Genomic DNA, 22,342 nt, shown 5'->3' on the forward strand with positions numbered 1-22,342 from the left:
GGAACAGAATATGTTATCTAAGATAAATACAGCGGTCATATATGGTATAGAAGCTGTACCGGTAATTATAGAAACTGACATTACCAAAGGTATGCCGGCTATGAATGTGGTGGGACTGGCTGATACCACCGTAAAAGAGGCAAGGGAAAGAATAAGGGGTGCAATGATAAACTCCGATTGCGATTATCCAATGGGGAGGATCACAGTCAACATGGCACCTGCAGGTATGCGAAAGCGAGGAAGCCACCTGGATCTGCCAATGGCTATGGGCATGGCGGCATCCAGCAGACAGGTGATGGGTGAGGAATTGGAAAGGTATGCCTTCTTTGGCGAATTGTCACTTGATGGGACGCTCAACAGGGTATCGGGAATACTTCCTATGGTACGATCTATGGAAAAAGCGGGAATCAAGAATGTGATAGTGCCCTATGATAATGTCAAGGAGGCTGCGCTAGTACACGGAGTCAGAGTATATGGAGCTCATGACCTTGCGGAAATACTTGATCACTTCAATCTGGAAAGTAATATCAAAGTAGAAGATGTCGAAATCATAGACAGTGACAGGTGTGACGCTGGTATCGAGCAGGATTATTCTGACGTGAAAGGCCAGGAATATGCCAAGCGGGCTCTTACCATTGCTGCTGCCGGGGGCCATGGCATACTTATGACAGGTAGTCCGTCTACGGGTAAGACAATGCTGGCAGAACGCATGCCGACTATAATGCCACCTATGACCTATGATGAAATAATCAATTCTACAATAATATACTCTGTCGCGGGGCTTTTGAGCGAGGAGACTCCTTACATATGCAAGAGACCATTCAGAAGACCTCATCATAAGACTACGGCCGCCGGGCTAATAGGCGGAGGCACATACCCAAGACCGGGAGAGATAACCCTGGCTAGCGGCGGCGTGCTGTTCCTGGATGAGTTTGCTGAGTTCGACAGAAACCTTATAGACACACTGAGACAACCTTTGGAGACAAGAAATATATCCATAACCCGTGCAGCGGATACATTCATATATCCTGCGGATTTCCTGCTGGTGGCAGCATCTAATCCCTGCAAATGTGGCTATTATGGCGACCCTGACCATGAATGCAGATGTAGTAGACATGAAATCGATGCATACAGATCCAGAATTTCCGGACCGATAATGGACAGGATAGATATTCATCTTAAACTTGTGCCGGTTAAGTATCAGGAACTTACAGGAGGTACCAATATGTCATCCGGTGAAATGAGACAGGCAGTGATAAATGCTAGAGCCATGCAGGCGAAACGGCTTAAGCACACGGGATTTATGCTGAACAGTCAGATGAATGTATCTGCCACAGGAAAATATGTGGTATTGGATGGCGAGAGCAAAAGATTGCTTGAGCAGGCTTATGATACGTTGAATTTAAATCCCAGGACACTGCTGAAGGTGAAGAAAGTCGCCCGCACGATTGCCGATCTCGATGGTAGTGACACTGTTGGCGTTCAGCATGTAGCCGAGGCGTTGCAATACAGAGAATAGGGGGCCAATGAGTGATATATAAATTGAACAAAGATGATCCGGGGTTCCCTGAAATGCTCAGGGAAATCAATATGCCGCCGTCGCAGATCTACTGCAACGGGAATGTTGAACTGCTGAAGAGTCCATGTGTCGCAATCGTTGGAAGCAGGCGCTGTACACAATATGGAGTCACTGTAGCCAAAAGTATTGGCAAAAGGCTGGCAGAGAATGGAGTTACCATTGTAAGCGGCATGGCAAGAGGCATAGATACTGCTGCCCATAAAGGTGCACTGGAGGCAGAAGGTAATACCATAGCTGTCTTTGGCTGCGGATTGGATCTGTGCTATCCCAGTGAAAATCGTGGACTGAAACGGGAAATTGAGAAAAATGGACTGATAATAAGTGAATATTCTGTGGGAATGGAAGCAAAACCATTTACATTTCCCGAAAGAAATCGTATAATAAGCGGCATATCGGAAAGTGTGATCATAGTTGAAGCCGCCAATCGCAGCGGCTCACTGATAACTGCAGAACTGGCCGCAGACCAGGGTCGTAATGTCTATGCAGTTCCCGGAAACATAACCAGCGAGGCGAGTTTCGGATCGAACAAGCTGATCAGAGAAGGCGTTAAGCCGCTGATATTAATAGATGATGTACTGACAGATATGGGAATCACGCCGGGCTGCGAAGAAAATATCATGCTTCGCCTTGGCGAAGATGAACGCAGCGTCTATAGTGTTGTGAAAAAAAGCAGCGAGGTCACATTTGAAGAAATATGTGCAGCTACGAGCCTTTCACCTGCTGCTGTCAGCGGTATAGTAACGGTTTTGGAAATGAAAGGAATCGTAGTATCGTCTATGGGAAAAGTCTTTATTGACAAAATAGTCTATTGACAGTTTTACAGAATTATGAAAAAATGAAAATTAAGAAATGTTTGACGAATCGGTATTATGTGGTATAATACCATTCGTTTATCGGTTGATTGCAGGCGAATGCATATATATGTAAGTAATCGACCAATCATTTATCACAGGAGGAACAATGGCAAACGCGAAAAAAACATTAGTAATAGTGGAGTCACCATCGAAGGCTAAGACAATAGGTAAGTATTTAGGCTCCAATTACAAAGTGATTGCATCTGTGGGTCATGTAAGAGATCTGCCTAAGAGCAAACTTGGCATCGATATCGATAATGACTTTGAACCGCAGTATATAGCTATAAGAGGCAAGGGCGATATTATAAAAGAACTGAAAAAGGAAGCGAAGAAAGCTTCCAAAGTATATCTCGCAACGGACCCGGACCGTGAGGGAGAAGCCATTTCATGGCATCTTGCTTATTTGCTGGGTATCGATGTAGACCAGCCTTGCAGGATAGAATTCAATGAGATCACCAAGAGCACCATCAAGGAAGCTATCAAGCATCCCAGGAAAATCGAACTCAGTCTGGTAGATGCGCAGCAGGCAAGGCGAGTCCTTGACAGGCTGGTAGGATATCAGATAAGTCCGCTTTTGTGGCGTAAGGTCAAGAAAGGCCTTTCAGCAGGCAGAGTGCAGTCGGCTGCATTGAAAATAATCTGCGACAGAGAGAATGAAATCAAAGCGTTCAAGCCGGTGGAATACTGGACAATAGTTGCAGGCTTCAATAAAGGTAAAGGCTTTACTGCCAAACTGGCAACCAAAAATAATAAGAAGCTTGTAATAAGTAATAAAGAAGAAAATGACAAAACCATTAAGGAACTGAAAGCAGGCAATTACAAAGTCACTGCAATTACCAGAAAGTCGCGCAACAAGAAACCTTTTGCGCCATTTACAACCAGCAGTATGCAGCAAGAAGCATCAACGAAGTTGAATTTCAACACCAGGAAGACAATGATGATCGCTCAGCAGTTGTATGAAGGCGTGGAAGTCCATAAAAAGGGCACCATAGGTCTTATAACCTACCTGAGAACAGATTCTGTAAGAATATCAGCAGAAGCCAAAGGGGCTGCCGCTGACTTTATTACAGAAAAGTACGGTAAGGAATATCTTGGCAATAATGTTTATTCGAATAAGCGTAAGGACATTCAGGATGCTCATGAGGCAATAAGACCTAGTAACATAGATCTGACGCCTGATGATCTGAAGGATTCCCTGTCAAATGATCAGTACAAACTGTATCGCCTGATCTGGTGCAGATTCATGGCCAGTCAGATGACGCCGGCTAAATTTGACGGTATGCTGGTAGATATTCAGAACGGAAGTTATGGATTTAAGGCAAATGGTTCTAAACTGGTATTCGATGGATATCAGAAGGTATATAAGAACAACAGCGATGATGATAAGGACAATATACTGCCTGACCTCGATGAAGGAGAAGAACTGGAAATCAAGTCACTTAAAGGTGAACAGAATTTCACTCAGCCACCTTCGAGATTTACAGAGGCCAGTCTCGTTCGCGAGTTAGAGGAACTTGATATAGGCAGACCAAGTACATATGCGCCTATAGTTGCTACTCTGTCAGATCGTAAATATATAAAGAAAGAAAAGAAATCACTTGTGCCTACAGAACTGGGATTCCTGGTCACAGGCCTTATGGAAGAATACTTCAAGGAAATAGTCGACGTGAACTTTACAGCTGATATGGAAGATAAGCTGGATGACGTGGAGGCTAAGGGTCTGGAGTGGAAATCCATCATAAGAGATTTCTACGGACCATTCAAAAAAGAGCTGGAAGTGGCTGATAATGCCATCGAGAAGGTCGTAGTCGAAGACAGACCTACCGGCGAAATGTGTGAACTGTGCGGGAAACCGCTGGTAATAAAGACAGGCAGATTTGGTGAATTCATTGCCTGCTCAGGTTATCCTGAGTGCAAGAATACCAAACCTATTGTTAAGACTGTGGGTGTCAAATGCCCTAAGTGCGGTAAGGGTATAGTCGAAAGGCATAGCAGAAGGGGAAGAGTTTTCTACGGATGCAGCGGCTATCCTGATTGCGATCAGTCATACTGGTACAAACCTGTCGATAAGAAATGCCCTAAATGCGGAAGTTTATTATTAGAAAAGAAAACCAAAACCAGTCAACTCGCCTGCTCCAATCCGGAGTGCGGGTATAAGGAATAGTGATTAAAAAATTGGAGGTACAGAAATGATAGAATTTCATGCAACAACTATCTGTGCAGTCAGAAGAGGACCTGACGATGTGGCCATAGGCGGCGACGGACAGGTCACAATGGGAGAGACTGCGATTATGAAAAACGGGGCCAAGAAGGTCAAGAAGATCTTTGGAGGCTCAGTAGTGACCGGCTTTGCCGGCTCTGTAGCAGATGCTTTTTCCCTTACTGATAAGTTTGAGAAGAAGCTGGAGGAACACGGGGGTAACCTTAAGAGAGCTGCAGTAGACCTGGCTCAGATGTGGCGCTCAGATAAGGGTATGAGGAGCTTGGAGGCATTGATGATCGTAGCAGATAAAGATGAGATGCTTGTTATATCCGGCAACGGAGAGATCATAGCACCTGATCACGGTTTCGTAGCTATAGGATCAGGCGGAAACTACGCATATTCAGCTGCTAATGCTTTATACAATCACACTGATATGACTGCAGAAGAAATAGTCAGAGAGTCATTGAACATAGCATCATCTATATGCGTTTATACTAATAACAATATCACTGTAGAAAAACTGTAAGAGGGGGTAACAGGTATGGAAACAGCAATTCAGAGCATAGCTCCTAAGGAGACGAAAGTTCAGAGCATGACTCCTAAGGAAATAGTAGCAGAGCTTGATAAATATATCATAGGTCAGGATGAGGCTAAGAAATCTGTAGCTATAGCCCTCAGAAACAGATACAGAAGAAGTCTCCTTCCGGAGGAAATGAGGGAAGAGATCACTCCTAAGAACATCCTTATGATGGGTCCTACCGGTTGTGGTAAAACTGAGATAGCCAGAAGACTGGCGAAGCTGATGAAAGCGCCTTTTGTTAAAGTCGAGGCGACAAAATTCACCGAAGTGGGATATGTGGGACGTGATGTGGATTCCATGATAAGAGACCTGGCAGAGGCATCTATCAGAATCACCAAGTCAGCTAAACTTGAAGAAAAGTATGACATAGCTGATAAGATCGCTGAGGAAAAAATCATAGAGGCCATAATTCCGGGCAATAAGAAAAAGGAAGCAGGCCAGAAGCCTTCAAATCCTTTTGACTTCATCATGAACAGCGGCGGCTATCAAAGCCAGAAGCAGCAGTATGAAGAAGGACAGGATAAGAAGAATGAAGAAGCAAAACCGGCTTCTGATATAGAAATGGCCAGAGAACAGGTCAAACAGCAGCTTGAGCAGGGATTGCTGGAAGAGCAGTTCATCGAGATAGAAGTCGCTGATGCCCCTAAGGGAAATCAGCTTGATATGAGCAATGAAGGCATGAGCATCGCTATAGGCAATATCTTTGGAGATATGATGCCTCAGAAGACCAAGAAGAAGAGAGTAAGAGTAAAAGACGCCCGCAAGATATTGAGGGAGCAGGAAGCTCAGAACCTTCTGGATATGGATCAGGTAGCAGATGAAGCTCTGGAAAACGCAGAGCAGAACGGAATAATCTTTATAGATGAAATCGATAAGATAGCATCTTCCGGCGGTTATTCAGGCGCTGATGTATCTCGTGAAGGAGTTCAGAGAGACATCCTGCCTATAGTGGAAGGAAGCGTAGTAAATACTAAGTATGGTCCAATGAAGACTGATCATATTCTGTTCATCGGAGCTGGAGCATTCCATACTTCCAAGCCTACAGACCTTATACCTGAGCTTCAGGGACGTTTCCCGATCAGAGTAGAACTGAACAATCTTGACAAGGAAGATTTCGTCAAGATCCTGACAGTACCTGAGAATGCTATAACCAAACAGCAGCAGGCTTTGCTGGCAACAGAAGGTATCAATCTGGAGTTCACAGATGATTCCATAGATGAGATCGCCGAGATGTCATTCCTCATGAATGAGCAGACTGAGAATATCGGCGCAAGAAGACTTTATACTATACTGGAAAAGCTTCTTGAAGACATTTCATTCGAGATACCTGAAACCGGTGATGATGGAAAGATATCTATTGACAGGGAGTTTGTACAGAGTAAATTTGAAGACACCATTAGAAGAGACGATATGGATAAATATATTTTATAAGGAGAAAGTAAAGAGGAGAAAAATCAATGAGCGAAAAACTTTTAACCAGAATCAGAAAACTGAACTGGACACTTTCAGAGAGTGCGTCGGGATATGTTTCATTTGATGAATTATGTGATATCATAGGCGAAATGCTGGATTCGAATGTATATATCATGAACAAAAGAGGTAAGGTCCTTGCAGCAAAATACAATCCTGGTGAGGAATCTCCTTTGGTAGTTGAAACTGAAGGAAAATATATGCTTCCTTCAAAGTACAATGACAAGTTCTTACAGATCACAGAGACGAAAGAGAACCTTATCTACGATAGCATCAAAGAATTTTACGGCGAAGATTATAAGATGGCCAGCAAATATCACGTGATAGTTCCTATAATTTTTGGCGGTGAGCGCGTAGCTACGTTGCTGCTGGCCAGACCGGACAGAGCTTTTGATGACGAAGATGTGGCTATATGTGAATATGGCGCTACTGTAATAGGTCTCGAAGTAACTAAGGGCATAGCACTTGAGGAAGAGGCAGACAACAGAGAGCAGAACGCAGTATCTATGGCTTTAGAAACATTGTCTTATTCAGAACTCGATGCTGTTACCAAGATATTTGCCGAACTTGACGGCAATGAAGGACTTCTGGTAGCCAGCAAAGTCGCTGATAAATCGGGGATCACGCGTTCTGTAATAGTAAACGCTCTCAGAAAACTTGAGAGTGCCGGGGTTATAGAATCCAGATCTCTGGGCATGAAGGGCACAAGGATCAAGATCACCAATGAGTTCTTAAGAGGCGAAATAGAAAAGATCAATATCTGATGTTAAGATTTACTGAAGACAACAGAGTTCTTGATCAGGAAAGCTACAGGGCGATATTAGTCGGTCTGCAGTTTTCCGGTGATATAGAACATTCCATGGAAGAACTTCGCGGATTGGCAGAAGCTGATAATGTTGAAGTTATAGGGGAAGCGGTGCAGGCGCTGGATAAGCCGAACACCGCTACTTTGATTGGAAGCGGTAAAGTTGTGGAAATTGCTGAAATGGCCGAGAATATGGAAGCTGATATGATCATATTCAATGATGAACTCAGCGGAATGCAGTTACGAAATCTGGAAGATGCCCTGAAGGTAAAAGTAATAGACAGGACAATTCTGATACTTGATATATTTGCGTCCAGAGCAGATTCTGCAGAGGGTAAGCTACAGGTGGAACTGGCCCAGCTTCAGTACAGGATGCCCCGACTCATCGGCTTTGGCAAGTCACTGTCAAGATTAGGCGGCGGCATTGGCACCAGAGGACCGGGCGAAAAGAAGCTGGAAACCGACAGGCGCCATGTGGAACGTCGTATGGATGACATTAAGGGCGAACTGGCACATTTGCAGGTAACCCGTAAAGTACAGAGATCCAAAAGAGAAAAGTCGGATATCCCGGTAGTTGCCCTGGTCGGATATACTAATTCCGGAAAATCCGCCCTTATGAACAAACTCCTCGAGATCACGGATAAGTCAGAAAAGGCTGTGAGTGAGAAGGATATGCTCTTTGCGACACTTGATACTCAGCAGCGAAATGTCAAGCTGGATTCCAATCATGAATTCATACTGATAGATACGGTAGGTTTCGTAAGCAGATTGCCTCACGGACTTGTTGAAGCATTCAAAGCAACTTTGGAAGAGGTAAAGTATGCTGATCTTCTGCTGCATATAGTAGACGCATCATTCGAAGGCAGCAGTTTCCAGATAGATGTTACAAATAAAGTTCTCGGCGAAATCGGTGCCGGAGATAAAGATAAGATCATGGTGTTCAATAAGATGGACATAGCCGACGGAATACAGATACCGCAAAAAGGCGAGGATAATGTCTTTATTTCTGCCAGGACAGGCGAAAACATAGACGAGCTGATAGATGTGATCAAAGACAGAGTTTTCGGAGCCACTGTGAAGACCAGGCTTCTGATACCTTATGACAGGGGAGACATTTCGTCGTACCTTTGTGAGAAGGCGACAGTATCTGCCATGGATTACAAAGAAAACGGCACGGAATTTACGCTGGAACTAAGCGAGGCAGATTATCGGAGGCTGAAGAAATATGAAATCTTATAGTACTGTAATGGGCCTCGGCGTAGCAGAACAGACTATCGAAAAATCAAGGTTCATCGCATATGTATCACCGGCAGAGTCCCGTGAGGAAGCAGATGCTTTCATTGAAGTCATAAGAAAGAAACATCGCGACGCAACTCATAATGTGCCGGCTATGGTCATAGGCGACAAGTTTCAGATACAGTGGGCCAGTGATGACGGAGAACCACAGGGAACTTCCGGAGCTCCGATCGTTCAGATGATGGTCCAGGAGGGTATCACCAACACGGTGGTAGTAGTTACGAGATATTTTGGTGGAATCAAACTAGGCACCGGCGGTCTGGTCCGCGCATACACTTCAAGCGCCAAAAATGGACTTGTGAGCGCGAAAATCTGCGATGTAGAGGCAATGGAGGTAATACCGTGCAAAATCGATTATAAAGCCTTCAACAAGGTGCAGAATTATAACTTCGAAGGCAAGGCAGAAATACAGGATATCGATTATGCAGAATGTGTAAATTTTACTATGGTTTCACAGCCCGAAAACACACTCTGGTGCAAAAACGCTATTATGGGAATTTCCAACGGTGAAGCAGTTTTTGGCTCAGGAGAAAGCAGGCTTGTCAAAATACCAAAATAAAATATCTCTTAAAAATATGCGAAAAAATGTGTTGACAAACAAAGTGATTTACTGTATAGTTAGTAAATGTGTCAAGGACACCGGATACAACAAACTTGGGCGTTTAGCTCAGCTGGGAGAGCATCTGCCTTACAAGCAGGGGGTCATAGGTTCGAGCCCTATAACGCCCACCAAGTTAGTTAAAAAGTATGCGCGGAAAAATCACGAAATGCAGAACGCATGGTCAGATGACAATGACCGATCAATGCAGCAATTCGTATTTCCAAAAGCGGGTATGCGCAGAGGAATTTGCAAGCATAAGGCCAAGTAGTTCAGTTGGTTAGAATGCCAGCCTGTCACGCTGGAGGTCGACGGTTCGAGCCCGTTCTTGGTCGCCAATTTAATTAAACAACATGCTGGCGTGGCTCAACGGTAGAGCAGCTGATTTGTAATCAGCAGGTTGAGGGTTCGATTCCCCCCGCCAGCTCCATTTAAAAATAATTCAATATTTAGTATGTCGAGGGATGCCCGAGTGGCTAAAGGGGGCGGACTGTAAATCCGTTAGCTGAGCTTACGATGGTTCGAATCCATCTCCCTCGACCAATTTTGCGGAAGTGGCTCAGGGGTAGAGCATCGCCTTGCCAAGGCGAGGGTCGCGAGTTCGAATCTCGTCTTCCGCTCCAATTTTGCAGATGTCGTATAATGGTAATACCTCAGCCTTCCAAGCTGATGCCGCGGGTTCGATTCCCGCCATCTGCTCCATTTAATCGATCATGGTGTGGGCTCATAGCTCAGCTGGATAGAGCAACGGCCTTCTAAGCCGTGTGTCCGGAGTTCGAATCTCCGTGGGCTCACCAATTTTTTTAAACAAGGGATAGTAGTGGGGTATAGCCAAGTGGTAAGGCAAGGGACTTTGACTCCCTCACGCGTAGGTTCGAGTCCTGCTACCCCAGCCAATTTTTGACCCATTAGCTCAGGTGGTAGAGCACTTGACTTTTAATCAAGGTGTCCGGAGTTCGAATCTCCGATGGGTCACCATTTTTTTACGACATAGGATCCATTTGGAGAGGTGTCCGAGCGGTTGATGGTGCCGGTCTTGAAAACCGGTGTACGTAACGTACCGTGGGTTCGAATCCCACCCTCTCCGCCATAAACTTACATTATGGGATTCGATATTGAAAGCCATAAAAGCTGGAGAAGTACTCAAGTGGCTGAAGAGGATGGTTTGCTAAACCATTAGGGTTCGATAAGGGCCGCGCGAGTTCGAATCTCGCCTTCTCCGCCATTTAATACAGGGGTATAGCTCAGTTGGTAGAGCAGTGGTCTCCAAAACCACGTGTCGAGGGTTCAAGTCCTTCTGCCCCTGCCAAATAATAGAATATAACCGTATATCGGGGTGTAGCGCAGTTTGGTAGCGCAACTGGTTTGGGACCAGTGGGCCGCGGGTTCAAATCCTGCCACCCCGACCATTTTTTAAGACGTGGGCCACTAGCTCAGTTGGTCAGAGCGTCCGGCTCATAACCGGCAGGTCCCGGGTTCAAGTCCCTGGTGGCCCACCAATTAAATACAAACGTGCTCAGATAGCTCAGTAGGTAGAGCAGGGGACTGAAAATCCCCGTGTCCTTGGTTCAATTCCGAGTCTGAGCACCACTTGAAAAACGGCAGTCGTTGCAAACACATAGTGTTCGATGATTGCTGATTTTTTTTGCTATTTCAGTAACATTTATCAAAAATGGTTGCTTTTTCCAGTATTTTTTGGTAAAATACGGTTATAAACTTGGGGGAGTATGTTATGGCACAACTTTACTATAGATACAGCACTATGAATGCGGGCAAGTCTATTGAACTGATCAAGGTCGCATACAATTATGAAGAGCGTGGAAAGCATGTAATGACACTGGTTCCGTCTGTTGACAACAGATACGGTGTCGGAGTGATCACATCCAGAATAGGGATCCAGCGTGAGGCTACTATCGTCAATGAGAGCAGCAATATTCTGGAAATGTTCATTAGAGAGAATGAGAAGCACAGTATAGACTGTGTGCTTATAGATGAGTGCCAGTTCCTGAAGAAGCACCATGTGGAAGAACTTGTCGAGATCGTCGACAGCTTCGATGTGCCGGTGCTGGCTTATGGCCTTAAGAACGATTTTAAGAATGACCTTTTCGAAGGTTCATATTATATGCTGATCTATGCAGATAAAATTGAGGAAATCAAGACTATCTGCTGGTGCGGCAGGAAGGCTACCATGGTAGCCAGAGTAGTCAACGGTAATATCGTCAAACAGGGCGAACAGATCCTCATAGGCGGAAACGATATGTACGTTTCCCTTTGTCGCAAGCACTACAACGATGGACGCCTGGGTCCGGATAAATAACAGGTGGTGAAAATATGCTTACGAAAAACAGACATAGCAGAATATTAAGAGGAGGCATGGCAGTGATTCTATCTATATTGATAGTAACTGTTATGATGCCTTCTTTTGCTTTTTCAGCAAGTGAAAGTGTTTCTGTGCCATCTGCAAAGGGCACTATCAAGCAGTCTGGTGGCGTTTATGTCAGATCGTCTTCAAGTCTGCTGTCATCTGTTAAAACAACTTTGGCTAAGAACAAGGTCGTGAGTGTGTCTTCTGAGAAATTCACGGCCACCACTAGCACAAACACCAAGTACAGATGGTGTTATGTGCCAGCTTACAAGGGCTATGTAAGAAGAGATATGGTGTCTCTGTCATTCGGAAATGTTCAAGGGACAACAACGGCAACGGTTTACGGCCGTTCCGGCGCGGGCACCAAGTATGCAGCTAAGCATACCTTCAGCAAAGGTGAGACCGTTACGGTGGCCATGAAGGCATACGATAAATACAAGAACAAATGGTACCGCGTGAAATACGGCAGCAAGTATTACTTTGTGCTAGCTGAATATGTAGACCTGGGCGTTAGCACATCCGAGATTTCAGCGATAAAAACTACTGCAAAGGCTTATTCCAAGGTAAGCACTACGTCGACCTACGGCAAAGTGACTGCGTCGGCGGGCACCGTAGTCAGGTCGTCTAAGAGCGCGTCTTCGTCCAGCAAGGGCACACTGGCCAAGGGAACCAGCCTGAATATTTCTTCTGAGAGTTTCAACAGTGCCAGCAGTACGGCTTCTAAGTACATATGGTATTATTCGCCTACATACAAGGGCTATGTTAAATCCGGAGATGTTTCCCTGACCTATAAAACTAAGAAGGGACATACTACGGACAGCCTTAATATGAGAACGGGTGCAGGAACGGGATTCAGCAAGAGCGGTACTCTTGCTTCAGGTGCTACTGTATACAGAGTCATGAACGCCTATGATACGGGCAAGAGTAAATGGTATAAGATCAAGTATGGCAGCACTTACAGGTATGTTTCTGCTGCATATGTATCATTCAGCAGTTCTAGCGGCGGCAGTTCAGAGTCGACAACGGAAAGTGACTATGAAAAGTCTTTGATAAGTGCGGGATTCCCTGCAAGCTATGCTTCCAGACTGGCCACACTGCATAAGTCACATCCAAACTGGGTATTCAAGGCAGTGGACACGGGACTTACATGGAGCAGCGCAGCAGCCAAACAGACTGCCAGTAACGGAAGTAATGCCATTCAGACCGTTTATGCACCGTCATACAGATCTACGGATAAAGGATGCTACAATTATCTGAAAGACACTTATACCATAAGAGATGGTTCCACATGGGTAACGGCTTCTAAGAAGGCTGTATACTATTACATGGATCCTAGAAACTGGCTGGATGAGACCAATATATTCATGTTTGAAGACAACGGGTATAATTCGGAATATCAGACTGAGAGTATAGTTGAGGCGGTAGTACAGAACAATTCAGTTCTATATAACAACGCGTCATTGTTCGTAGATGCCGGAAAGACATATGACATCAGTCCGATTTATCTGGCAGCTAAGTCATATACTGAGCTCGGCGGATATACGTCTATGATAAACGGAAAAACGTTTACATATGGAGGCGTGAAATATAAGAAATGCTATAATGCATATAATATCGGCGCAACTGATGGGGCAAACGCGGCTATCAGAGGACTGGTCTATGCTAATGGTGGCTCTGTTTCCAAGGATTACGCCAGAGGTACGAGCACCAGTCATGGCAGAGCTTGGTCGAGTTTGAGTAAAGCTATTAATGGAGGGGCCCGTTATCTATGCAGTGATTATATAAGTAATAAGCAGGATACCAGATATCTGGAGCATTTCAATGTGAGAAACGGGCTTTCCAGTGTAGGAACTCATGAATATCAGACAGCCGTATTTTCGCCGAAATCCATGGCTTACGCTACATCTAAGGCATATGCAGATTATGGAATATTGAATAAGAAGATCGTCTTTTACATTCCGGTATACAGTAATATGCCGTCAAGTGTATGCTCGCAGCCGTCAACAAGCTGGAGCAAAGATAACAACTACTATCTGAAGACATTGAATTTCACTGCTGGAACGGATACATACAAGCAGATCAAGAACAGTGGCTTGTACTACACAACATCATTCACTCAGAATGTGGCTAATAGCGTGACTTCAGTAAACATCACTGCTCTGGCCGCCAAATCAGGAGCTACTGTGACCGGAGATACGGGAGTACAGACCCTGCAGGTAGGAACTAACAAGTTTACGATCAAGTGTAAGTCTTCATCGGGAATGACGAGAACATACACATTGACTATAGTAAGAGCATCCAGTTAAATCAATAACGAAAACCCTGATAGGTGCTGCGCCTTTTCAGCTCGGCACTTATTTTATTTAAGATGGTCCTTTTCTTATAACTCCAGGTTGGGGATATGAGGATCTTCCGCGGCGCATCTGCTGTCATTCTGTGGATTACCATGTCAGGCGGCAGTATCTCCAGAATATCACATACCAGACTTACATATTCATCTATGCTTTCGAAAGGCACATAATCGCCATATTCCTTTTCCATAGTTGAACCTTTAACTACATTCAGCAGATGGAGTTTGATGCCCCAGGCGCCGCTTTTGATAACGTGATCCACAGAGGCCATCATGTCATCTCTGGATTCCCCTGGAAGGCCCAGAATCAGGTGTACGACGGTTTTTATGTGAAGGGAGGAAAGTTCTTCCATTGCCTTATCATATACAGGCAGATCGTAGCATCTGTTGATCAGTCTGGCTGTACTGTCATTAGCTGTTTGCAGGCCAAGCTCCACCCACATAAAGTACTCTTTATTGATAGAGTCCAGGAGATCAAGTACTTCTTCAGGCAGGCAGTCAGGCCGTGTAGCAATGGCCAGACCATCTATACGCGGGTCCTTCAAAGCAATGTAATACTTTTCACGAAGAACATCCACAGGAGCATAGGTATTGGTGTGATTCTGGAAGTAGGCCAGATAGCCTGCGCCGGGCCATTTCTTTGACAGAAGACTGATCTGATCATCTATAGACGAGGCGAAATCCCCACCGCCGCCGTTGCCGCAGAAAAGACAGCCCCCGGTACCCTTTGTGCCATCGCGGTTAGGACAGGTGAAACCTCCGTCGAGAGCCAGCTTGGCCATTTTTCGGCCGAATTTGCCCTTAAGGTATAAGTTCACTGTATTAATAGGTTCTTCTGGTGTTTTTCTGGTAGTATCCATAGTTGTTCCCCCCCCTTTTTTTTAAGCTGATTATATGATATAATATATCGATTAAATTGTGAAGATGATTTGGAGGTTTTTGTTGAAATGACAGTAAATAATAACTGTGATCCCGGATGTTCATGGTCTGGCAGGACAGGACAGCGGGCAGGCGTATCCTTCGATCCGATAGGCAATGGAATGATGAGGAAACAGCTGCTATTGCACAGTTGCTGCGGTCCTTGCAGTACAGCCGTCATAGAGCGACTGATACAGGATTATGAGATAACTGTTTTTTTCTATAATCCATGCATCACCGATGTGGAAGAATATGAAAAGCGTAAATTAAATCAGATCAAATTCATAACGGCAATAAACCAAAAAGCAGAGACTGAGTTTGGACGGGTAAATTTCATCGAGGGCGATTATGAGCCTGATGAATATCTTGAGAAGGTCAGGGGACTGGAAAATGAACCTGAGGGTGGAGAGCGCTGTACGGTCTGCTTCAGACAGAGGCTCACCAAGACAGCTGCCTACGCTGCCAGACATGGATATCCTATATTTGGGACTACATTGACAGTAAGTCCACATAAGAATTATAAGCTTATTTCGGAAATAGGTAACAGCCTTGCAGAAGAGTATGGGACTGAATTTCTGGATATGGATTTCAAGAAAAAGGCGGGCTTCCAGAGAAGTGTGCAGCTTTCCAAAGAATACGATCTCTACAGGCAGGATTACTGCGGATGTGGTTATTCCAAGAGAAAATAGTGTTTACAATAAATTATTATAGCAAGGAGATAAAAGATGTCACAACTTATATTACCTAAGGACTATAAATCTGTCCTGAACCCTCTGGAAACCCAGAGAGCCATTAAAAAAGTCAAGGATTACTTCCAGGATGAACTGGCATATGGCCTGCATCTTAGACGAGTGTCCGCACCTTTGTTCGTAAGGCCGGAGACGGGGCTGAATGATAACCTTAACGGCGTAGAGAGACGCGTAAGTTTCACTTTGAAAGACATGGACGAGGCACAGGTAGAAGTGGTGCAGTCCCTGGCAAAATGGAAGCGTAATGCTCTTGGTAAGTACGGCATCAAGCCGGGCAACGGCATATATACGGATATGAACGCCATCAGAAGAGACGAGGAACTTGACAATCTCCATTCGATCTATGTAGATCAGTGGGATTGGGAGAAGGTAATGAATAAGGAAGACAGGACTACTGAGTATCTTCATGAGACTGTCGAGACTATATATAACGCAGTGAAGAACCTAGGCGACTATGTAAACAGACTGTATCACGACGTCCAGACTGAACTTCCAAATGAGATATACTTCATAACTTCTCAGGAACTTGAGGATCTGTATCCGGATAAGACTCCTAAGGAGAGAGAAGACCTGATCTGTCGTGATCACGGTGCAGTATTCATAGAGAAGATAGGCGGACCTCTTAAGTCAGGTGAGAAGCATGACGGCAGATCTCCGGACTATGATGACTGGGAACTCAACGGAGACATAATCCTGTGGAACGATGTCCTGGATAGAGCTTTCGAGATTTCTTCTATGGGTATCAGAGTCGACGCGGAGGCTATGGACAGACAGCTGAAAATAGCAGACGCCGAAGACAGAAGAAGCAAGCCATTCCACCAGGCAGTGCTCAATAACGAACTTCCTTACTCCATCGGCGGAGGTATAGGACAGAGCAGGTTATGCATGTTTTTCCTGCGCAAAGCCCATATAGGCGAGGTACAGGCATCGGTATGGCCTGACGATATGATAGTTGAATGCAGGAAACATGGTATTTTTCTGCTGTAGTAGGGAGAGCAATGAAATACGTCGATCTGGTTATAGACAATAACAGCAGGCATACTGATGACCTGTTTACATACGCCACAGAAGAAGATCTGAAAACAGGCCAGATCGTACAAGTCCCATTCAGCAATGGCAATAAAGTGAGAAACGCATGTGTTTTCGCCACGGATGTTGTGCCGGATCCTTCAATCAAACGATTCAAGAGAGTCGGTTCAGTAGATCCGGATATTTCCTTAAACGAAGAGATGGTCAGCACCATAACATGGATGCGCCAGCGCTACGGAATCAAATATCTGGATGGACTCAGAGCGTTCATTCCAAACGGGAAACCGGCGAAGGCGGGGAAAGAGAAGGAACCGTATAAGGATGTGACAGGCGAAACGCAGCATATAGATGCTCTGACCGTGGAACAAAGGGCAGCTGTTGAGGAAATCAACGGTGCCATAGACGCATGCCGCGGTGAGAGCTTTCTTATCCACGGCGTTACCAGCAGCGGTAAGACCGAGATATATATGCGAGCCATAGCCAAAGCTTTGTCCATGGGTAAGACTGCCATTATGCTTGTACCGGAGATCGCACTTACCAGGCAGGTCATAGACAGGTTTATAGGCAGGTTTGGCAAAAGCGCTATCGCAGTGCTCCACAGCAAGCTTACCAGACGCGAGAGATTCGACGAGTGGATGCGCGTCAGGCGTGGCGAGGCTAAGATAGTTATAGGTGCCAGGATCGGTGTTTTCGCACCCTTGGAAAACATCGGCGTGATTATTATGGATGAGGAACACGAATCCACGTATAAATCAGATCAGACACCTAAATATGATACTGTAGATATTGCCACCAAAAGGCTTATGTACTATGATGGCGTGCTGATACTTGGCAGTGCCACACCTTCGGTAGTGTCTTATGAACGGGCAAAAGAGGGTATATATAAGCTGATCGAGTTGAAACACAGATACAATGAGACCCCTATGCCCCATATATCACTTGTGGATATGCGTGAAGAACTGAAGCATGGCAATCGAACGATTTTCAGCGATGAACTCTACAGAGCTATCAAAGATAATCTTGGGGATGGCCGGCAGGTCATTCTGTTTATTAACAGGCGGGGCTATTCGACTTTCATTTCCTGCAGGGACTGCGGCGAAGCCATGAAGTGCCCTGAATGCGGCATATCGCTGGTTTATCACAAAAGTGAAAATATGGCGGTCTGCCATTACTGCGGCAAAAGTTTTGTAGTACCGGATGTCTGCCCGTCATGCGGAAGCAGGAACATTAAATATTTCGGCGTAGGTACGGAAAAGGTCGAAGAATTTACACAGAAAATGTTTCCGGAAAAAGTCGTAGACAGGCTGGATCTGGACACGGCCAAAAACAACAGAGAAATCACGCGGATATTAAATGGATTTTCTAAAGGAAAGACAGATATACTAATTGGTACTCAATTGGTAGCCAAGGGACTGGATTTTAAAAATGTTGGTCTGGTGGGAGTGATTTCTGCTGATGTGAGCCTGAATATTCCTGATTACAGATCTACGGAACGTACATTTCAACTGGTGACACAGGTGGCAGGGAGAGCAGGCAGAGGGAATGACCCGGGACAGGTCATAGTACAATCATACACTCCCGATAATTTCGCCCTTCAGGCCGCTGCTCATTACGATTATGAAGGCTTCTTCAAGACTGAGATAATGACAAGAAACTTTATGGGATATCCGCCATTTACAGATTTGATAGTTGTGGAATTCACGGCTACAGAGGAAGCTATTGCAATAGATACGGCATCGCGGTGCAGGGATTACCTTATCAGTGCTGGACTTCCCGAGGCAGAAAAAATATTCGAGCCTGTACTTTCGTCGAATTTCAAAGGCCAGGACAGTTTCAGATATCACATAATGATCAAATGTCCAAAGGGAGAAAGAAATAAATATATTTATTACATAAGATTCTTCGGTGAGCAATTGATCACCAGAAAAATCAAATGCAATTATACTATAGATGTAAACCCATATAGCGCATTTTAGGAGGAAATAATGGCAATAAGAAACATTGTAAGACAAGGAGATCCGATTCTCCGCAAACACTGCCGCGAGATAACGGATGTAAATGAACATATCAGAACGACTATGGAAGACATGGTAGACACTATGAGATCGGAATTCGGCGTAGGCCTGGCTGGACCGCAGGTTGGTGTAATGAGAAGGATGTTCGTAGCTGAACCTGAACCTGATAGAGTGTATTATATGATCAATCCCGAAATAATCGAACAGTCGGGATCTCAGGTCGGAGAGGAAGGCTGTCTCAGCATTCCGGGGCTCATAGGCCAGGTTGAAAGACCTATGAAGATTAAGATAAAAGCTTTGGATCTGGACGGAAATATGCAGGAATATGATTTAGAAGGTTTTGACGCCAGAGTAATGTGTCATGAAAACGACCATCTGGATGGCATTTTATATACGGATACTGCAACGGATGTCCATGATCCTATGGAAGATATCCAAGAGGAAGAAGAAAAATGAAAATAGTATTTATGGGAACGCCGGATTTCGCAGTACCTACATTAGACGCCCTGGTGAAAGCAGGTCATGAAGTTGGCCTAGTAGTAACTCAGCCGGATAGGGCACGCAACAGGAATCAGGTAACTTATTCGCCCGTAAAGGAGGCGGCACTGAAACACGGCATAGATGTTCTGCAACCGGAAAAATTAAGCGCAGATCAAGATACATTCGAATCTATCGAGTCCTTTGGACCGGATGCTATCATAGTCGTAGCCTATGGCCAGTTCCTGAAGAAAGACATGCTGGATCTGCCCAAATACGGATGCCTCAATGTTCACGGCTCTTTATTGCCTAAGCTGAGAGGGGCATCTCCCATGCAGCAAGCCATCCTGGAAGGTGATGAAGAAACAGGTGTCACAATAATGAAAATGGCAGAGGGTATGGACAGCGGCGACATGATCGCAGCTGCTGCGACTCCTGTAGATCATAAGAATTTCGAAGAGATACACGATGAATTGGCTGCTATGGGAGCAAAGCTTCTGGTAGATGTGCTACCTACCGTGGAAGACGGTACCGCCATGTACACTCCGCAAAATGAAGACCAGGCGACCTTCGCCGGCCTCATTAAAAAAAGTGACGGCCGGATAGACTTCAGCAGAAGTGCCGAAGAGGTAGATCAGCTGATAAGAGCCTTTGATCCGTGGCCGGGTGCTTTTTGTCAGCTGGATGGGAAAACCGTTAAATTCTGGAAAGCGGAGTCAATGAGTGTTAACTGCAGCGAACCAGCAGGGTCTATTGTTAAGGCTGACGAAGACGGACTATGCATATGCTGCGGCGGCAGCATTTTGTGCGTGAAGGAACTTCAAATGCCGGGCAAGAAGAGGGTAGCCTGCGGAGATTTTCTCAGAGGCCATAAAATAGAAAAGGGAACTTTGTTCAATTGATGAATATTGCTCGAAAAAAGTGTGAAAACCTTGATTCGAGCAGTTGTTTTTTTTGACCCCTTTAGCGTAGTATGGTATAATATTGGCATAACTTAAGGGGGGAATTTAATGTTTTATTACGGATACGGATTAGATCCAACTATAATTTTGCTGATACCGGCAATGATATTCGCACTTGTAGCCCAGGGGATGGTAAAAAGTGCATTCAATACTTATTCAAGAGTGAGGAACAGAAATGGATTGACGGGGGCTCAGGCTGCTCGTCGTGTTTTAGATAATAACGGACTTTCTGATGTGGAAATCGAGCAGATCAGTGGCAGTCTTACAGATAATTATGATCCGAGAAGCAGGGTGCTGCATCTTTCATCGGATGTGTGCAATGTGGATTCGGTCAGCGCAGTGAGCGTAGCCTGCCATGAGGCCGGCCATGCTATACAGCATGCGAATGGCTATGTACCTTTGAAAATAAGGAACGGCATAGTGCCGGTCGTTAATTTCGCGTCGAATATTTCATGGATATTGATAGTAGTCGGGCTGATTCTCTTGTTCCAACAGAGTGGATCGACAAGCACCCTTGGGAATCTGATTTTTGATATAGGTGTTCTAGCCTTCTTTGCAGTGATAGTGTTCCATTTGATTACTCTGCCAGTCGAATTGAATGCCAGTAAACGAGCTATTGACCAGATGGAATCTTTGTCAATAGTTGCGCCGGAGGACATCAGAGGCTCCAGGAAAGTGTTGAGAGCGGCGGCTATGACATATGTTGCAGCTTTAGCTATGGCAGTTGCCAATCTGCTGAGAATATTGGCTATAAGAGGTAGAGACTGAATCAACAAACAGGAGGACAGATGGACATAAATCGAAAGACTGCGTATAAGGTGTTACTGAGAATGGAACAGACTGAGGCTTATTCAAATATAGAGTTGAATGCTCAGTTGAAACAGGAACAACCCGATTCCCCGGGGTTTGTCAGGGAGTTGGTTTATGGTGTTACGGAGAGAAGACTGTATTTGGATTTCTTTCTGGCACAACTGGTATCCAGAGGATTGAAAAAACTGAAAGCTCAGCCTCTGACCATACTAAGGATGGGCCTTTACCAGATAATGTTCATGGATTCCGTTCCTGACTATGCAGCTGTCGATGAGTCTGTACAATTGGCCAGGCGTTACTGTTTCGGGCAGGCTGGGCTTGTTAATGGGGTACTTCGTAATTATCAGAGAAATAAAGACACCCTTAAAAAGCCAAAGAGCGTTAAAAATGTGGTGAAGAGATTATCTTATGAGTATTCCTTCGCTCCCTGCATAACCAAAATGTGGCTTGATCAATACGGTCTGGATAGGACTAGGGAAATCATGGAGGCTTCCAACGAGACTCCACCGGTCATGATAAGAGTCAATCCTTTGAAGACCGATGCGGACACATTGATAGCCAGATTAGAAGAAAATGAAATACAGGCAGTCAGATCTGAAGATACAGAGAGAATCCTCATTTGTAAAGGCAAGAACATACTTGATACTATGGAGTATCACCAGGGATTGTTTTCGGTACAGGATGAGGCATCGGTACTGGCAATAGAGGCTTTCAAACCTCAACCGGAGGATCTGATAATTGATGTCTGTGCTGCACCGGGAGGCAAGGCTATGGCATGTGCTGAGATAATGAATAATACAGGGAAGATAATCGCCTTTGATTTGTATGATAAGAAAATAAAACATATGCAGGAAGAAGCCTACAGGCTGGGCGTTACTAATATAGAAGCATCAGTTCACGATGCAACTAAGCTGAAAAAAGAACTTGTCGGCCAAGCTGACAGAGTAATATGTGATGTGCCTTGTTCAGGACTTGGCGTAGTACGCCGAAAGCCTGAAATCAAATATAAGAAATTGACCAACGATGGAAAAGACCTGGCCAAATTGCAGTTGTCTATATTGGAGACTGCCGCTAAGTATGTTAAAGAAGGCGGACAACTCATGTATAGCACATGTACTATAAACGCCAATGAAAACACGGGGGTCATAAGCGCATTCCTGGGCAAGCACAGTAATTTTAATTTAGGAAGAAACCGGCAGCTGTTACCTAATTCTGATGGAACAGATGGTTTTTACTATTGTAAAATGAAAAAACGATACTAGCTGAAAGGAGTATCTTTATA

The 22,342-nt window shown here is 44.9% G+C and carries 18 protein-coding genes and 15 tRNA genes; 32 read left to right on the forward strand and 1 reads right to left on the reverse strand.

What is annotated here, in order from left to right; translation table 11 throughout:
* The first annotated feature begins 10 nt into the window (after positions 1 to 10).
* The 25 genes from EV211_RS04405 to EV211_RS04525 all read left to right on the forward strand — a co-directional run bounded on the left by EV211_RS04405 (position 11) and on the right by EV211_RS04525 (position 14,056).
* Positions 11 to 1,519, forward strand: coding sequence for a YifB family Mg chelatase-like AAA ATPase (locus tag EV211_RS04405; RefSeq protein WP_133528222.1), 1,509 nt, complete (start codon positions 11 to 13; stop codon positions 1,517 to 1,519).
* An 11-nt stretch (positions 1,520 to 1,530) separates the two neighbouring features.
* A complete protein-coding gene (gene dprA / locus EV211_RS04410) occupies positions 1,531 to 2,391 on the forward strand; it encodes a DNA-processing protein DprA (protein WP_133528223.1) in 861 nt (286 codons plus the stop codon).
* Positions 2,392 to 2,539: 148 nt separating this feature from the next.
* Entirely contained in the window at positions 2,540 to 4,597 is a 2,058-nt protein-coding gene (topA, locus tag EV211_RS04415) for a type I DNA topoisomerase (RefSeq protein WP_133528224.1), read from the forward strand.
* Positions 4,598 to 4,622: 25 nt separating this feature from the next.
* Positions 4,623 to 5,162 (forward strand): ATP-dependent protease subunit HslV, encoded by a 540-nt coding sequence (gene hslV / locus EV211_RS04420; protein ID WP_133528225.1) that lies wholly within the window; start codon positions 4,623 to 4,625, stop codon positions 5,160 to 5,162.
* A 15-nt stretch (positions 5,163 to 5,177) separates the two neighbouring features.
* Positions 5,178 to 6,647: an ATP-dependent protease ATPase subunit HslU gene (gene hslU / locus EV211_RS04425; protein WP_133528226.1), complete on the forward strand. Its 1,470-nt coding sequence runs from the start codon at positions 5,178 to 5,180 to the stop codon at positions 6,645 to 6,647.
* A 26-nt stretch (positions 6,648 to 6,673) separates the two neighbouring features.
* Positions 6,674 to 7,450 (forward strand): GTP-sensing pleiotropic transcriptional regulator CodY, encoded by a 777-nt coding sequence (gene codY / locus EV211_RS04430; RefSeq protein ID WP_133528227.1) that lies wholly within the window; start codon positions 6,674 to 6,676, stop codon positions 7,448 to 7,450.
* Complete coding sequence (gene hflX, locus EV211_RS04435; RefSeq protein ID WP_133528228.1) at positions 7,450 to 8,730, forward strand: GTPase HflX; 1,281 nt, start codon at positions 7,450 to 7,452, stop codon at positions 8,728 to 8,730. Before codY ends, hflX begins: the two co-directional genes overlap by 1 nt.
* Positions 8,717 to 9,346, forward strand: coding sequence for a YigZ family protein (locus EV211_RS04440; RefSeq protein WP_133528229.1), 630 nt, complete (start codon positions 8,717 to 8,719; stop codon positions 9,344 to 9,346). The genes hflX and EV211_RS04440 overlap by 14 nt, the downstream gene beginning before the upstream one ends.
* A gap of 97 nt (positions 9,347 to 9,443) precedes the next feature.
* Positions 9,444 to 9,519: transfer RNA gene (locus tag EV211_RS04445), tRNA-Val, on the forward strand.
* A 127-nt stretch (positions 9,520 to 9,646) separates the two neighbouring features.
* Positions 9,647 to 9,723: transfer RNA gene (locus tag EV211_RS04450), tRNA-Asp, on the forward strand.
* 17 nt (positions 9,724 to 9,740) lie between these two features.
* Positions 9,741 to 9,815, forward strand: a tRNA-Thr gene (locus EV211_RS04455).
* 28 nt (positions 9,816 to 9,843) lie between these two features.
* Positions 9,844 to 9,928, forward strand: a tRNA-Tyr gene (locus tag EV211_RS04460).
* Positions 9,929 to 9,933: 5 nt separating this feature from the next.
* A tRNA-Gly gene (locus EV211_RS04465) sits at positions 9,934 to 10,008 on the forward strand.
* 5 nt (positions 10,009 to 10,013) lie between these two features.
* Positions 10,014 to 10,087, forward strand: a tRNA-Gly gene (locus tag EV211_RS04470).
* A gap of 18 nt (positions 10,088 to 10,105) precedes the next feature.
* Positions 10,106 to 10,182 (forward strand) — tRNA-Arg (locus EV211_RS04475).
* Between the two features lie 24 nt (positions 10,183 to 10,206).
* Positions 10,207 to 10,281 (forward strand) — tRNA-Gln (locus tag EV211_RS04480).
* 6 nt (positions 10,282 to 10,287) lie between these two features.
* Positions 10,288 to 10,363: transfer RNA gene (locus tag EV211_RS04485), tRNA-Lys, on the forward strand.
* A 25-nt stretch (positions 10,364 to 10,388) separates the two neighbouring features.
* Positions 10,389 to 10,475 (forward strand) — tRNA-Ser (locus EV211_RS04490).
* A 43-nt stretch (positions 10,476 to 10,518) separates the two neighbouring features.
* Positions 10,519 to 10,610 (forward strand) — tRNA-Ser (locus EV211_RS04495).
* Positions 10,611 to 10,618: 8 nt separating this feature from the next.
* Positions 10,619 to 10,694: transfer RNA gene (locus EV211_RS04500), tRNA-Trp, on the forward strand.
* A 23-nt stretch (positions 10,695 to 10,717) separates the two neighbouring features.
* Positions 10,718 to 10,794, forward strand: a tRNA-Pro gene (locus EV211_RS04505).
* Positions 10,795 to 10,807: 13 nt separating this feature from the next.
* Positions 10,808 to 10,884: transfer RNA gene (locus EV211_RS04510), tRNA-Ile, on the forward strand.
* A gap of 15 nt (positions 10,885 to 10,899) precedes the next feature.
* Positions 10,900 to 10,975, forward strand: a tRNA-Phe gene (locus tag EV211_RS04515).
* Positions 10,976 to 11,117: 142 nt separating this feature from the next.
* Positions 11,118 to 11,702: a thymidine kinase gene (locus EV211_RS04520; protein WP_133528230.1), complete on the forward strand. Its 585-nt coding sequence runs from the start codon at positions 11,118 to 11,120 to the stop codon at positions 11,700 to 11,702.
* Between the two features lie 14 nt (positions 11,703 to 11,716).
* Complete coding sequence (locus EV211_RS04525; RefSeq protein ID WP_133528231.1) at positions 11,717 to 14,056, forward strand: SH3 domain-containing protein; 2,340 nt, start codon at positions 11,717 to 11,719, stop codon at positions 14,054 to 14,056.
* A gap of 1 nt (position 14,057) precedes the next feature.
* Here EV211_RS04525 and EV211_RS04530 read toward each other — a convergent pair whose 3' ends face one another.
* A complete protein-coding gene (locus tag EV211_RS04530; protein ID WP_133528232.1) occupies positions 14,058 to 14,960 on the reverse strand; it encodes a TIGR01212 family radical SAM protein in 903 nt (300 codons plus the stop codon).
* Positions 14,961 to 15,047: 87 nt separating this feature from the next.
* Here EV211_RS04530 and EV211_RS04535 point away from each other — a divergent pair, with 87 nt between their 5' ends.
* The 7 genes from EV211_RS04535 (at position 15,048) to rsmB (ending at position 22,322) form a co-directional block, all read left to right on the forward strand.
* Positions 15,048 to 15,707 carry an epoxyqueuosine reductase QueH gene (locus EV211_RS04535; RefSeq protein WP_133528233.1) on the forward strand — a complete coding sequence of 220 codons (660 nt, stop codon included), beginning with the start codon at positions 15,048 to 15,050 and terminating at the stop codon, positions 15,705 to 15,707.
* A 36-nt stretch (positions 15,708 to 15,743) separates the two neighbouring features.
* Positions 15,744 to 16,754: an aspartate--ammonia ligase gene (gene asnA, locus EV211_RS04540; RefSeq protein ID WP_133528234.1), complete on the forward strand. Its 1,011-nt coding sequence runs from the start codon at positions 15,744 to 15,746 to the stop codon at positions 16,752 to 16,754.
* 11 nt (positions 16,755 to 16,765) lie between these two features.
* Positions 16,766 to 18,772, forward strand: coding sequence for a replication restart helicase PriA (gene priA / locus EV211_RS04545; RefSeq protein ID WP_166635371.1), 2,007 nt, complete (start codon positions 16,766 to 16,768; stop codon positions 18,770 to 18,772).
* Between the two features lie 9 nt (positions 18,773 to 18,781).
* The gene (gene def / locus EV211_RS04550; RefSeq protein WP_133528236.1) at positions 18,782 to 19,267 is read left to right on the forward strand and encodes a peptide deformylase; all 486 of its coding nucleotides are present in this window, start codon (positions 18,782 to 18,784) and stop codon (positions 19,265 to 19,267) included.
* Positions 19,264 to 20,190: a methionyl-tRNA formyltransferase gene (gene fmt, locus EV211_RS04555; RefSeq protein ID WP_133528237.1), complete on the forward strand. Its 927-nt coding sequence runs from the start codon at positions 19,264 to 19,266 to the stop codon at positions 20,188 to 20,190. The genes def and fmt overlap by 4 nt, the downstream gene beginning before the upstream one ends.
* A gap of 108 nt (positions 20,191 to 20,298) precedes the next feature.
* Complete coding sequence (locus tag EV211_RS04560; protein WP_133528238.1) at positions 20,299 to 21,018, forward strand: zinc metallopeptidase; 720 nt, start codon at positions 20,299 to 20,301, stop codon at positions 21,016 to 21,018.
* A gap of 20 nt (positions 21,019 to 21,038) precedes the next feature.
* Positions 21,039 to 22,322, forward strand: coding sequence for a 16S rRNA (cytosine(967)-C(5))-methyltransferase RsmB (rsmB, locus tag EV211_RS04565; RefSeq protein WP_133528239.1), 1,284 nt, complete (start codon positions 21,039 to 21,041; stop codon positions 22,320 to 22,322).
* Positions 22,323 to 22,342 lie beyond the last annotated feature (20 nt).

The organism is Aminicella lysinilytica, from assembly GCF_004362975.1.
Taxonomy (GTDB): Bacteria; Bacillota; Clostridia; order Peptostreptococcales; family Anaerovoracaceae; genus Aminicella; species Aminicella lysinilytica.

Excerpts from the sequence above, each read along its gene's own strand:
- EV211_RS04405 (WP_133528222.1), top strand. The coding sequence starts at position 11 with ATGTTATCTAAGATAAATACAGCGGTCATATATGGTATAGAAGCTGTA.
- topA (WP_133528224.1), top strand. The coding sequence starts at position 2,540 with ATGGCAAACGCGAAAAAAACATTAGTAATAGTGGAGTCACCATCGAAG.
- hslV (WP_133528225.1), top strand. The coding sequence starts at position 4,623 with ATGATAGAATTTCATGCAACAACTATCTGTGCAGTCAGAAGAGGACCT.
- hslU (WP_133528226.1), top strand. The coding sequence starts at position 5,178 with ATGGAAACAGCAATTCAGAGCATAGCTCCTAAGGAGACGAAAGTTCAG.
- codY (WP_133528227.1), top strand. The coding sequence starts at position 6,674 with ATGAGCGAAAAACTTTTAACCAGAATCAGAAAACTGAACTGGACACTT.
- hflX (WP_133528228.1), top strand. The coding sequence starts at position 7,450 with ATGTTAAGATTTACTGAAGACAACAGAGTTCTTGATCAGGAAAGCTAC.
- EV211_RS04440 (WP_133528229.1), top strand. The coding sequence starts at position 8,717 with ATGAAATCTTATAGTACTGTAATGGGCCTCGGCGTAGCAGAACAGACT.
- EV211_RS04520 (WP_133528230.1), top strand. The coding sequence starts at position 11,118 with ATGGCACAACTTTACTATAGATACAGCACTATGAATGCGGGCAAGTCT.
- EV211_RS04525 (WP_133528231.1), top strand. The coding sequence starts at position 11,717 with ATGCTTACGAAAAACAGACATAGCAGAATATTAAGAGGAGGCATGGCA.
- EV211_RS04530 (WP_133528232.1), bottom strand. The coding sequence starts at position 14,960 with ATGGATACTACCAGAAAAACACCAGAAGAACCTATTAATACAGTGAAC.
- EV211_RS04535 (WP_133528233.1), top strand. The coding sequence starts at position 15,048 with ATGACAGTAAATAATAACTGTGATCCCGGATGTTCATGGTCTGGCAGG.
- asnA (WP_133528234.1), top strand. The coding sequence starts at position 15,744 with ATGTCACAACTTATATTACCTAAGGACTATAAATCTGTCCTGAACCCT.
- priA (WP_166635371.1), top strand. The coding sequence starts at position 16,766 with ATGAAATACGTCGATCTGGTTATAGACAATAACAGCAGGCATACTGAT.
- def (WP_133528236.1), top strand. The coding sequence starts at position 18,782 with ATGGCAATAAGAAACATTGTAAGACAAGGAGATCCGATTCTCCGCAAA.
- fmt (WP_133528237.1), top strand. The coding sequence starts at position 19,264 with ATGAAAATAGTATTTATGGGAACGCCGGATTTCGCAGTACCTACATTA.
- EV211_RS04560 (WP_133528238.1), top strand. The coding sequence starts at position 20,299 with ATGTTTTATTACGGATACGGATTAGATCCAACTATAATTTTGCTGATA.
- rsmB (WP_133528239.1), top strand. The coding sequence starts at position 21,039 with ATGGACATAAATCGAAAGACTGCGTATAAGGTGTTACTGAGAATGGAA.